Source organism: Nocardia transvalensis NBRC 15921, from assembly GCF_000308875.1.
Lineage (GTDB): Bacteria > Actinomycetota > Actinomycetes > Mycobacteriales > Mycobacteriaceae > Nocardia > Nocardia transvalensis.
The window spans coordinates 22,377-34,798 of the sequence record NZ_BAGL01000061.1; the positions used below are offsets into that span (position 1 = coordinate 22,377).

Here is a 12,422-nt window from a genome sequence, read left to right on the forward strand (position 1 = left end):
TGTCCACTACAGGTAGCCGCCGCTGCCGGGTTCCGGGCCGGGCGGCAGGGCCTCGATGCGGGAGCTGTCGTCGCGGGCCGCGATCAGTTCCGCGAGCGTCATCCCGTCGGGGCCGACCATCGGACGCGGCCGGTCGCCGAGTTCCCGGTCCAGCCACGTCCGCGCCTCGGCGGGCGCCAGCGGGCCCACCTCGAGCTGCGCCAGGCAGCGGCCCGGCCGGATCACGGCGGGGTGCAGATGGGACAGGTTCTCGTTGGTGGTGATCGCCACCAGCACGTCGCGACCCTGGCCCAGCATGCCGTCGGTGAGGTTCAGCAGACGCGAAAGCCCTTGTCCGGTGGACTCTTTCGCCGAGCCGCGGATCAGCTCGTCGCAGTCCTCCAGCACCAGCAGCCGCCAGCGCCGCTTGGCCTCGTCGTAGGTGTCGACGCCGATGGCCACCTCCATGAGGTAGCCGGGGTTGGCGAACAGCACCTCGGGATCGAGGACGCAGTCGACCTGGCACCAGCCCGACCACTCGCGGGCCAGCGCCCGCAGCGCGGAGGTCTTGCCGGTCCCCGGCGGCCCGTGCAACAGCAGCAGGCGGCCGCGCACCTCCTCGGCGCGCAGCGTCATCAGCCGCCCCATCGCCGCGCCCGCGTCGGCGGCGTAGTTGCCCTCGATCTCCGCCCACGACGCCGCGCTGATGGTGCGCTCCCGCCGCTGCGGTCCGTGAGATCCGATGTGCCAGAAGCCCATCGACACATGACTGTCGTCGGATTCCGGTTCCACGACGGCATCGGTGGAACACGCCTCGACGATCTCGCGTGCCAGTTCCTCGGTCACCGCGCAGACGTCGATCTGCGCGCTGCCGTTGGTGCGGCGCACCACGCGCAGCGTCCAGCCGTCGCCGACCGACAGCGTGGCCTTCGTGCCGTCCTCGTCGCTACCGCGCAGCACGCGGGCGCCCTCGGGCGTCAGCGGCGCGTCGGGCTTGACGCGCTCGAGTTCCGTCGAGACCGCGTAGGGCTGGTCACCGGAGAGGAACGGCGCGAGTCCGAGCGCGTCGATGATGTCGCGGGGCGAGTCGGAGTCGTCCAGGTTCATCACCCACGAGGGCGCCGCGGCCGTATCGGCCGCATACTCCCCGTGGCCGACCAGCCTCAGACGTTCCTGTAGGTTCGTAGACATTCCGACAATCATCCCGAGGAACCCCGTAGCAGTCCAATCAATTTCCGCCCGCGAAATACGTTGCACTGTGCGGGATATCACCGCCGACCACGACCCGCACCGTCATTCGAACCCCGGATGAACTGGCGGACAACACATTACGCACGTCCGGCGACGATCATGTTTGCCGGGCGCGGCGGCGTGCCCGCCGCGCCTGTTTGACCACCGGACGTTCCGGGTATTCACGACTAATGGCGGCGAAACACAGATCCAGCCTTGGCGCACCCGGCGCATTTGTTTTCGTCGCGTAGCAGCCGGGCACCCGTCGACCGCCCGATGCAACGACGCACCACGGTAGACCAGCTCGAGGCCTCGATCAGCAAGGGGACAAGTTTTGCCGACTTCATCGCAAGAATCCAAGATCCGAAACCCGAGCAAAGGCTATGTCGCGCTGCTGGGTTGGAGTCTGAACGCGGTCGAGGCCGTGGACAGATTCGACCGGCGTTATGTGGTTGTGGCACCGGAATGGGCCGAGGAATATTGCATCGAGAACGACATACCTTACATCCCATGGAATTTCGAACGTCTCAACGATCGCTCGATGGAGATCGCCGAGACCCTCAAGGAGCGCGGCGTCGACGTCGCCATCCCGATCTTCGAGGAGACCGTCGAGTGGGCGGGGGCGATCAACTCCGTCCTGCTCGACAATCCCCGGCTGCTCGGGCAGGCGATGCTGCTGCGTGACAAGTCACTGATGAAGCGCCGGGCCCAGCTCGGCGGCATCCGGGTGGGCATCTTCGAGGAGGCCCACGAGCGCGACGACGTCATCCGCTTCCTCAAGCGCGTCAACCAGACCCTGATGAAACTGGACGGCGACCCCAACGACCCGATCCACATCAAGGCCTTCGACAAGGCCGGCTGTCTCGGGCACCGGATCATCCGCACCCCCGACGAGATCGATACGATCCCGGACGAGGAGTTCCCGGTGCTGATGGAATCACATCTGGACGGCTGGGAATTCGCCGTCGAGGCGTGGATCCACGAGGGCCGGATCGCCTTCCTCAACATCTCGGAGTACGTGACGCTCGGATATTCCGTATTCGTCCCGGCGACACCCGAACTCGAGAAGTTCCGGCCGGAGATCACCCGGCAGGTCGAGAAGTTGATCAAGACCTTCGACATCGATTTCGGATTCGTCCATCCCGAGTACTTCGTCACCAGTGACGGCGAAATGTATTTCGGCGAGGTCGCCTACCGGCCACCGGGTTTCAAGGTTTTCGAGTTGCTGGAGCGGGCCTACGGCTTCAACGCGTACCACGGTCTGGTGATGGCCTTCGACCCGAAGACCACGAAGGAGGAGATCGAGGAGTTCTTCCCGCGCGAGGTGGTGGACGCGACGGGGCATGCCGGATGTTTCGGCGTGTATCCGCGGCGGCGGGTGGTCAGTCACCTGTCGATGCCGGAGGAAACGGAGGATCACGACTACTTCGAATCCCACGAGCTGGCCTCACCGCTCACCGACAAGGTCACCAAGCGCACCGCGTACGGCAACCACTGGGGTCTCTTGTACTTCTTCGGCGACGACCCGTACACTCTGCGGGATCTGCTGAAGCGTCAGGAAGAACTGGACTTCTACATATGATTCGCAACGGCAGCGGATCACGGGAGGATCCTTCTTGAGCCCACTCAGCAGCGACAGGGCAACCCTCGACAGACGCCTTGCCGCACTCGACGACGCGACGCGTGCCCTCGCGGATGCCAGCGGTTTCGGCAAGCAGGTCAAGCTGTCGCGGATGCTGGCCGCGCTGCGCCGGGTCCTCCTCCTGTCCGGCGGTTGCGCGGCGGTCCGGGCGCGAGCCGCCCGGATCGAGGAGGCCGGCCTGTTCCTCGGCACGGACTGGGCGCAACCGCACATCCTCATCCCGTCGCTGAGCACCGGCTCGCTGCACAGCCCGAACGGCGACACCGTCGTCCTGGAGACGGTGAGCAACCTGCGCCTGCTGGCCGTCGCCAAGGGTGACTACGAGCATCCGATGATCACGGCCGAGCAGGCGCACAACCACCTGTCGCAGGTGCTGGCGTCGAATCTGACGATGCTGTTCGCGCCTCCCTCGGAGGCCGAGCGGGCTCGCCAGGGGCGCATGGCCCAGGTGTCCCGCGAACTGCTCGGCTACCTCGTCGAGCAGGTCGGGTACGAGAAGGTACTCGAGAATCTGGTCGACGAGATCTGGCGGATCCTGCGGCAGCGCCCGATCCAGGTCGACGCGGTGAAGCGGATGATCACGCAGATCGCCGTCGCCCGCAGTAATCCCGATATCGATCTGGGCGCCAGCGGGCTCGGCGCCGATCGGCTGATCAGCAGCCTCTACGGCACCACCGACGCCTGCCGGGAGGATCCGGGCGTCGAGGTGTACCGCACCCGCCTGGAGTCGATGGACGACGGGGCCCTGCAGTTCGAGGCGGCGGGATTCGCGCGGTCGATGCACGACACCGGGCTGGTGTCGCCGTATCACGCTGTGCTGCTGCGTTTCCTGCTGGAGAAGGGCGACTACCTGCTCGCCGAGGGATTGGGCCTGTCCAGCACCGGCCGCGACTGCCTGCTCTGCTATCACGACCTGGTGCATCACCTGATCGAGGGGGCCGTGCACGTCGAGACGGCCCAGTGCATCTACGGGCTGGCGCTGATGCTGGAGCGCGGCATCCTGTATCAACCGCCCGTCGCCCCCGCGATGTGGCGGCAACTCGCGCTCCGCCTCTCGCCGCCCGCCCAGCAACGCCTGACGCAGGCGTTCGGGTCGGCGGTCGAGCCGCGGACCTGGCTGCTGGCGGGCACGCTATCGATGCTCGGCCTGCCACTGGGCGTGGGCCAGGGCGACAATCCCACCTGCCAATCGGCGCGGGCACTGTCGATGTGGGCCTACAACGATCCCGACTACCTGTTGCAGACCGTGGTCTGGGCCGCGCGCGACGACGAGGTCGTCATGCATTTCGAGGGGCAGCCGATCTCCTCGCAGGACGTCGATGCCGGTGTGGCGAAAACACTTCCGCTCGATCTGGATCCGGTGTCGCTGCTGGTGGTCCCGCATCTGGACCGGATCTACGCCGAGATGGGACGGCGTTGCATCGGGCGCGAGGGCGATCCGCACCGCTGGGTCAATCCGGAGTTCCACGGCTGGTGGTCCGGGCGCGGCTTCCGCATCAACGTCGACGTGAACACCGGCAAGCTGATCGCTCTCGACCAGTTCCTCCAGGAGTTCTACGCCGCCTACCACCCCTTCTACAACGGCAACCAGCCGCTGATCCACCCGCAGCCGGCCGGTATCGCCGTCACCGACAGCGCGGCGCGCTTCGTCGGCTGGCACGCGATCACGGTGCTGCGGGCGAGCCTCGATCCGCAGGACACGATGCGGGTCTACTTCTACAACCCGAACAACGACAGCGGCCAGGACTGGGGCGACGGCGTCGTCGTCGGCACGGCCGGTCACGGCGAACGGTTCGGCGAGGCGTCGCTGCCGTTCGAACAGTTCGCCTCGCGCCTCTACATCTTCCACGTCGACCCGCTGGAGCCGGGCGAACCGGCCGCCGTCGACCGGGCGGAGCTGGACCGCGTGGTCGGCTACGTCCATCGCAGCTGGGGCGCGGACCGGCTACCGGCCTGACCGGTCAGCCGATCGGACGGCCGGTGAGCAGCCGCGCCGCGATCCACGCCTGGCGCAGATGTCCGGTCACTCCCTGCCTGCTGCACACCATCGACCAGACGGTCGTCGTGTGTTCGGGGCTCGGGGGCGGGGTGCGCCCGGTCAGCCGATCGTCGAGCCAGTCGCCGACGATCGGCGCCGCGATGACCGCCAGCGTGATGTGGCCGCTGATGCGGTCGCGGACGTAGGTCACCGGCGTGCCCGCGGCGCGGTAGCGCGCGACGTGCTCGTCGATGGCCCGGACCGGGACGATGAGATCGTTGACGGCCTGCACCACGAACATCGGCATACCGGGCGTGCGCTCGCCGGGACGGACCTCGGCGAGTGCGGCGCGCACCTCCGGATGGGTCAGCAGTTCGGCGAGATTCGTTCCGTCGTCGCTGATCCGGACGCCCGCGCCGCGCAGCACGATCTGGATGGTCGCGGCGATCTCGGTATAGGCGAGCAGATCGAGGAATCCGGGGCTGAACCCGATGCGCACCCGGTCCAGATCCGGATAGGCGCGGCGCAACCCGGCGATGCAGAGGGCGACCAGGCCGCTGGAGGCCACCCCGCTCAGCCAGCGGTTCAGATGGACGACGGCCTGGGTGGGATCGCCCACCGGGGACCCGGCGTATCCGGCGGCGAGATCGAGTTCCGGGGCGTAGTCGTCGGCCAGTTCCGCCGCCCAGGAGGTGGCGAGGCCGCCACCGGAGTAGCCCCAGAGCCCCACGGGCGCGGCCGGATCCAGGCCGAGCGGACCGAAGGACAGCGCCGCGCGGATGCCGTCGAGGATGCGGTAGCCGGGCTCGCGGGGCACGCCGAACCGTCCGCCGGTGCCGACGTGATCGGGCACCGACACCGCCCAGCCGCGCGCCACGGCACCGGCGATCAGCAGCAGTTCGAACTGGGGAACACAGCCGAGGGAGCGGGCGCCATGCCGAAGTGCGTACGACGGAAGGCATTTGGGCGCGACGGCATCGATCGCGCACTGGTAGGAGACGACCGGCCGGGTAGCGGTCGGGTCGGCGTCCCACGGCAGCAGCACGGTCGTCACCGCGGCCTCGGGGGCGCCGTTCAGGTCGTTGGTGCGGTAGAGCAGCTGCCAGGCCTGCACCCGCTGGGGAATCCGGCCGAACAGCGCCACCCGGACGCGCCGGTATCGCAGGACGGCGCCGGGTTCGTCGGTGTCGAGATGCGGCGGGGCGACGTAGAACGGATCCACATCGGGGCGCAGCGGCCGGGCGGAGGTCAGCGGGCCGGTGGCGGGCCGCAGGCCGTCGAAGTCGGCGGCCGTATCGGCGGCTAGGCTCATGGGCACATCCTTTCGAATGGAGAGCCGCCTCCGACGACCGACCGGCACGCCGGCCCTCCCCCGGAGAGTAGATCGATTACAGGCCCGAATAGCTTGCACCGCAACCATATTCACCGAATTTCGGCCATACCCCTAAGCGCCGGTACGGGTTGTGTGCGCCGCGCGCCGTCCGCTATGGCGTCTGTGGCCGGTCGGTTCCGGAATATTCTGGGGCACAACATCATCGGCGAACCGCTCCGATCCGGTCGCCTGCCCGCACGCGTCTAGGCCCGTGGACCGCCGGTCACTCCCGTCGCCAGGTAGGTGAGGTAGCTCGGGTGGGCCGGGTCGACGACGATGCCCTGCCCGTCGATGCGGCGCTTCAGGGCGGGCGGCAGGAAGTGGCGCGGGAAACTGCCGGGAGCGACGGTCACGCGCAACCGGTGGCCGGCGCGCAGCAGAGCCTCGGTCGGATTGATCTCGATATCGAGATCGAACGGCTCGCCCGGGACGACGGGGAGGACGGTGTCGGCGCGCAGACTTCGCATGGGCGACACCAGTTCTCCGTCCACGTAGGTGCTGTGGTCGGTGTCGACGGCGCGCAGCGACGACAGCAGCGCGCCGCGCGTGAGCGGCGCCGACGCGCCCGCGGGCTCGACGTCGGTGACGGTCACCGACCAGAACGCCTCGGTGCCGCCTGTCCGCACCCGCAGGTGCAGATTGAGTGGTCCGGACAGGACCAGATCGGACGTGAGTGGTTCGGTGGTGAAGGTGACCGCGGTGGCCTCGGCCCGCCGGTCGTCGGCCCCGAAATGCGGTCCGAACAGGGTGGTGATGCCCAGCGACATGACGGCGGTGTCGTTGGACGCCACGGCGCGGCGGCCGACCGGCAGCGGGATCAGCCGGACGCGGGCGGGCGGCTCGGGCCGTAGCGAACCGTCCAGACCGGAATGCGCGGCCGAACCGCTCGGGTCGGGCGTCAGATAGAGCCGGCGCGGGGTGGCCGTCGAATCGGGAAAGTGCGGGCGCGACAACCAGGTCCCGCAGCCCTGCCGGCGAACGGTCACCGGCCCGTACCGCTCGATCCCGGTGTCGATGCCCCGCAGCCAGCGGTCGAACCACGCGCACTGCAATTCGTCGAGCGCCTGCGGATTGCCCGGTGCGCCGAAACCCGATCCGGGGCTGAGGTGATAGCCGTCGTCGACGACGAGTTGTTTACTGCCACTGCCGACGCGTTCGAACATGCGGAAGTTCGAGCGGTTGTACACGTCGTGCCAGGCGCCGTGGATCCAGGTGGCGGCGGTGATGCGCTCCAGCGCCGGAAGGCGTTCCGCCCATTGATCGTTGAGGTAGGCGTCGGGGTGACCATCGGTGAAGGCGATCCGCCGTGCGCGCCCCAGCCAGCTCACCGGTTCGCGGCAGCGGTCGCGTAGATACCGTCCGAGGACCCGGTTGCGGACCATGCCCCGCGGGGAGGGCATCCACTTCCCCGCATTGACCGCCGCCATCCATAACGCCATGGCCGGTGTCGGCACGCCGCCGGTGAGCCCGAGTTCGCGGACCGGATCCTCCCCCGCGACGATCGCGAAGACCGCGTCCAGCCCGGCGGGCCTGTCACCGGCCGCGATGAGCGCCGCGATACCCCCGTACGAAATGCCGGTCACGCCCAGATGTCCGTCGCACCAGCGCTGTTCGCGAATCCACGCCAGCGTCTCGGCATAGTCTCGATGCTCGCGCGGGCCGAAGAAATCCCAGGTCCCCGTGGAGGATCCGGTCCCCCGCACGTCGACCACCAGAAACGCGTACCCCCGCGACACCAGCGTCCGATTCGCCGCCCAGACGTCCAGGACCCCTCCGGCGGTGGTGTGCACCAGATCCCGTCCGCGAAACCGCCGCCGATCCGACGGCCGCACCCGCCGCCCCGCGCGCTGCCCGACCCGGGCGACCGCGGCGCCGTACCGGTTCCCCATCCGGTTGTAGGGCGTGAAATTGACGACCACCGGAAACTCCCCCGCCACCGGCACTCCCCGCGCATACGCGGGCCGGATCAGATCCGCGCACAACACCGCCCCGTCCGACATCGGAATCGCCACGCCGGTATCCACGTGCACCGCGGGAAACCTCTCCGGTCCGATCTCGAACCGAGCATCCGGAGGCAACGACTCGACAGCAGACAACGGCGCGGCCATGAGGGCTCCTCCACCTGAAAGTCCAACGAAGTGACCCAAGTGTCCCAGAAGGTCATCTCATTTACGACCCCGATATCTATACCTTCTGATACAGGTTGCGTTCAGGTCTGTGCGAGTTCGGCTTTCACGACGGTGTACGCGACGGATTGGGTGTAGCCGCGGCGGGCGAGCATGCCCAGGAGGCGGCGGGTCGCCTTCTCGTGGTCGAGGTTCGGGGGGAAGGTGCGGATCTTGCGGCGGACCAGTTCGGTGGCGGTGTCGTGGTCTTCGGCGGGGTTCGGCGTCTCGGCGGGCTCGCCTGCGGGTGGTGGTGTGCGGCGGAGCGTTCGGGCGGAGCGGGGCTGCGGAGTCTGTCCGGCGCCGAAGTCGGCGGCGGTGAGTTCGGCCTTGACGACCGTGTGGGCCGTGGCGGGGTTGAAACCGCGCCGGGCCAGCATGCCGACGAGGCGGCCGATGGCCTTCTCGCGGTCCAGGTCCGGGGGTATCGACTTCAGTTTGTGGCGGACGAGTTCGGCGGCGCGGGTGCTCTCGTCCTCGGCGGTCACGGCGGCGAGCGCGGGTTCGGCGTCGGCGGGCGCCACGCCCTTGCGCCGGAGTTCCTGAGCGATGACCTTCTTACCCCGGCCGGAGTACGTGTGACGGGAGTGGACCCACTGCTCGGCGAAGGCGGCATCGTTGATGAGACCCACCGCCGCGAGCCGGTTCAGGGCCCGCTCGGCGACGTCGGCCGCGAATCCCTTGGCCGCCAACTTGTCCGACAGTTCCGCACGGCTGCGCGCCCGATCGGTCAGCAACCGCAGACACACATCCTTCGCCTGCGCCTCGGTACCCCCACCCCCGGGCTCGCGGTCGGCCCCTTTGCCCCGCCGCCCACGACGGCGGCCCCGCCCCTCGTCAGCGTCGCCATGCTCGGAGGATCTTTCGCGCGAGGGCTCCGCAGGCCCGGCCGGTGACGGTGGATCCGAGTGCGGCGCAGGGTTTTCCGCTGGACTCGTCCGGCTGACAAGGTGATCGGAGATCAGCCCGATCGTGGTGAGGTGGTCGAGCGCTCGCTCGGCGACCTCGGCCGCAAACCCCTTGGCCGCCAGCAGGTCCGCCAGCTCCACGCGACCGCGTTCCCGCGCGGTGAGCAACCGAAGACACATGCCCTTGGCCTGCGCTTCGGTACCGCCGTCCTCGGGCCTGCCACCGGAATCGTCGTCCCGCCGTCTACGACGCTGCCCCGGGGCGGCCGCACCGACAGGCCGACCCGAATCATTGCCGACGCCTCGGCCACGCCGGGGCCCTCGGACGGCAGCGTCGCCCGGGCGGCCCGAGTCGTTGTCAGGATCGCCGGTCGCCGGTCGTTTCCGACGACGGTGCGGCTCCTGGTCGCTGCCTGGTTCCGCTTGTGCCTGTGCGTCGGTCTTCTTGCCGGTGCGCTGCGGGACCGAGGTGAGCAAACCCGCCTCCGACAGCTCATCGAGTGCGCGCTCGATCACCTCGGGTGTGAATCCGCCGATGGCCAGTTGCTCGCTCAATTCGTCCCGGCCGTGGGTGCCGGTGCTCAGCAGGCGTAGGCACGCGTTCTTGGCTTGGGTTTCGGTACCTCCGGATGGCGCGGGATCCGGCTGGGCGTGGTCGGAACGCCACACGCCCTGCGGCCCGGAGCCATCCGTCTTGGCGCGCTTCGGGCGTCTCGGGCGGCGGTAGCCGGGAGTGAACTCCCCCTCCCCGTCTCCTCCACGCTCCCCCTGATCCAGTTCGCGGCGTAGGCGTTCTACCGCGTCGAGCCGAGTCGCGCCGGGGCCCTGTACAGGTGCGGGCCCCGGCGCGTCCCGGTCGGGCATCGGTTAGAAGTCGACGGGCGCCTCGGCGCCCGCGTCTGCGGTGACATCGGCACCGATGCCGAGCTTTTCCTTGATCTTCTTCTCGATCTCGTCGCGCACGTCGGTGTTCTCCAGGAGGAACTTGCGCGCGTTCTCCTTGCCCTGGCCGAGCTGGTCGCCCTCGTAGGTGTACCAGGAGCCGGACTTACGGACGAAGCCGTGCTCGACACCCATATCGATGAGCGAGCCCTCCTTGGAGATGCCGTGGCCGTACAGGATGTCGAACTCGGCCTGCTTGAACGGCGGCGAGACCTTGTTCTTGACGACCTTGACGCGGGTGCGGTTGCCGACCGCGTCGCTACCGTCCTTGAGGGTCTCGATGCGGCGCACGTCCAGGCGCACCGAGGCGTAGAACTTCAGCGCCTTACCACCGGTGGTGGTCTCCGGCGAGCCGAACATGACGCCGATCTTCTCGCGCAGCTGGTTGATGAAGATGGCGGTGGTGCCGGAGTTGTTGAGCGCGCTGGTCATCTTGCGCAGCGCCTGGCTCATGAGGCGGGCCTGCAGGCCGACGTGGCTGTCGCCCATCTCGCCCTCGATCTCGGCGCGGGGCACCAGCGCGGCCACCGAGTCGATGACGATGATGTCGATGGCGCCCGAGCGGACCAGCATGTCGGCGATCTCGAGCGCCTGCTCACCGGTGTCGGGCTGGGAGACCAGCAGGGCGTCGGTGTCGACACCGAGCTTGCGGGCGTAATCCGGGTCGAGCGCATGCTCCGCGTCGATGAAGGCCGCGACACCGCCGGCGGCCTGCGCGTTGGCGACCGCGTGCAGGGCGACCGTGGTCTTACCCGAGGACTCCGGGCCGTAGATCTCCACGATCCGGCCGCGCGGCAGCCCGCCGAGACCCAACGCCACGTCCAGCGCGATCGACCCGGTGGGGATGACCGAGATGGGCTGGCGCGCCTCCTCGCCGAGGCGCATGACCGCGCCCTTGCCGAAGCTCTTCTCGACCTGAGCGAGTGCGAGTTCGAGCGCCTTGTCGCGGTCGTAAGCCTGTGGTGCCATCGTCTGAACCCCTTCTGGACGGGTAAGTCTCGTTGTGTGGTTGGCGCCCACGTTAGAGGGCGGCACCGACAAGTTCTGCGGACAGCTTAGACGAACACGTGTTCGAGGCAAGCGACTCGCCCGAGGACACGCGAACCATCTGCACTCCCGCCGCTACCCCTGGTTCGGCTGCGGAACCAGCGTGACGTGGTCGGTGTGCAGCAGCGCCTGCGCCTGTTTGAGCACCCGCAGGGCCGGGGTGATCTCGAGACCGGTGATGCCGTCCAGCGGGCCCAGCCGCTCGGTGACGTATCGGTACAGGTGCGCGGTGTCGCGGCAGACGACCGACGCCAGCATATTGGTCGACCCGGTCGTGGCGGCGGCGAAGGTCACCTCCGGATGCGTCACCAGCGCCCGGCCCACCGTGTCGAGATCGCCCGGTCGCACCCGCAGCCACAGCATCCCGCGCGTCGCGTATCCCATCCGCTCGATCGCGAAATCCATGTCGAAGTACAGCACGCCCGACTCCTCCAGCTCGGCCATCCGCCGGGCCACTCGGGTTGGGCTCCACCCGGTTTCGGCCGCCAGCTGCGCGTACGGCGCACGGCCGTCCCGGGAGAGCGCGGCCAGCATCGCCTCGTCGCCGGGCGACAGGTCGACGGGTTCGGTCCCGTCGCGGCCGCCGCGAGGGCGATCGGGCCCCAGCTCACGCCGCTGCCGCGCGGTGAGCAGCCGCCCGTAGCGCGGCCACTCCTCCGTCAGCGGGAAGCGGTGCATGATCTCGTAGGCCGACAGCCCGACGACCTGACTGGCCTGCGGAAGTGTGGTGAGCAGCAACCGATCCCGGTGCTCGGCGGTGCGCGGCCGGCTCATGCACGTCACCTCGGAGCCGGTCGACAGCAGCGATACCCAGCTGACATCGGGCAGCCGCGCCAGCGCCTCCGCCAGCCGCAGCGCCTTGTCGGGCGTGGACTGCATCCGCAACATCCACCGCGTGCTGCCCAGCGGTATCACGTTGACCTGCCCGGCGACGTGGAGCATGCCGCGCCGGCGCAGCGACCGGTAGCGCCGCGCCACGGTCTGCTCCGAGACGCCGAGAACCGCGGCGAGCCGCGCGAACGGGATGCGGGGATCGGTGACCAGCCCGTGCACGATCTGCTTGTCGAGCAGATCGAGTACGGAGGATTCATCGAGATCTTCGAGTTCCATAGTCGGAATCCAACGTCGTGAGGCGGCCGGGTAGGTGGATATTCAAGCA

Annotated in this window: 7 protein-coding genes and 3 pseudogenes; 2 read left to right on the forward strand and 8 right to left on the reverse strand. The window is 68.8% G+C overall.

Translation table 11 applies throughout. From position 1 onward, the window contains the following. Positions 1 to 6: 6 nt before the first annotated feature. Positions 7 to 1,170 carry a DUF5925 domain-containing protein gene (locus tag ON41_RS20890; protein WP_040749468.1) on the reverse strand — a complete coding sequence of 388 codons (1,164 nt, stop codon included), beginning with the start codon at positions 1,168 to 1,170 and terminating at the stop codon, positions 7 to 9. 580 nt (positions 1,171 to 1,750) lie between these two features. Here ON41_RS20890 and ON41_RS20895 point away from each other — a divergent pair. After that, positions 1,751 to 2,791, forward strand: coding sequence for an ATP-grasp domain-containing protein (locus ON41_RS20895; protein WP_246460833.1), 1,041 nt, complete (start codon positions 1,751 to 1,753; stop codon positions 2,789 to 2,791). A gap of 34 nt (positions 2,792 to 2,825) precedes the next feature. Next, positions 2,826 to 4,808 carry a hypothetical protein gene (locus tag ON41_RS20900; protein ID WP_040749398.1) on the forward strand — a complete coding sequence of 661 codons (1,983 nt, stop codon included), beginning with the start codon at positions 2,826 to 2,828 and terminating at the stop codon, positions 4,806 to 4,808. A gap of 4 nt (positions 4,809 to 4,812) precedes the next feature. Here the strand turns inward: ON41_RS20900 and ON41_RS20905 are convergent, their stop codons facing one another. From ON41_RS20905 to ON41_RS20930, 7 genes and pseudogenes are all read right to left on the reverse strand, one after another. After that, positions 4,813 to 6,141: a lipase family protein gene (locus ON41_RS20905; RefSeq protein WP_040749399.1), complete on the reverse strand. Its 1,329-nt coding sequence runs from the start codon at positions 6,139 to 6,141 to the stop codon at positions 4,813 to 4,815. Between the two features lie 263 nt (positions 6,142 to 6,404). After that, on the reverse strand, positions 6,405 to 8,309 hold the full coding sequence (locus tag ON41_RS20910) for a CocE/NonD family hydrolase (protein ID WP_083905506.1): 1,905 nt from the start codon (positions 8,307 to 8,309) through the stop codon (positions 6,405 to 6,407). Positions 8,310 to 8,410: 101 nt separating this feature from the next. After that, positions 8,411 to 8,566: pseudogene (locus ON41_RS43825) on the reverse strand (recombination regulator RecX); the annotation flags it as partial. A 111-nt stretch (positions 8,567 to 8,677) separates the two neighbouring features. Next, a pseudogene (gene recX, locus ON41_RS40440) lies at positions 8,678 to 9,202 on the reverse strand (recombination regulator RecX); the annotation flags it as partial. A gap of 153 nt (positions 9,203 to 9,355) precedes the next feature. Further along, positions 9,356 to 10,138: pseudogene (locus ON41_RS43830) on the reverse strand (regulatory protein RecX); the annotation flags it as partial. Between the two features lie 3 nt (positions 10,139 to 10,141). Then, the gene (gene recA / locus ON41_RS20925) at positions 10,142 to 11,185 is read right to left on the reverse strand and encodes a recombinase RecA (RefSeq protein WP_040749401.1); all 1,044 of its coding nucleotides are present in this window, start codon (positions 11,183 to 11,185) and stop codon (positions 10,142 to 10,144) included. A gap of 153 nt (positions 11,186 to 11,338) precedes the next feature. Then, on the reverse strand, positions 11,339 to 12,373 hold the full coding sequence (locus ON41_RS20930) for an Lrp/AsnC family transcriptional regulator (RefSeq protein WP_040749402.1): 1,035 nt from the start codon (positions 12,371 to 12,373) through the stop codon (positions 11,339 to 11,341). Positions 12,374 to 12,422: the final 49 nt, after the last annotated feature.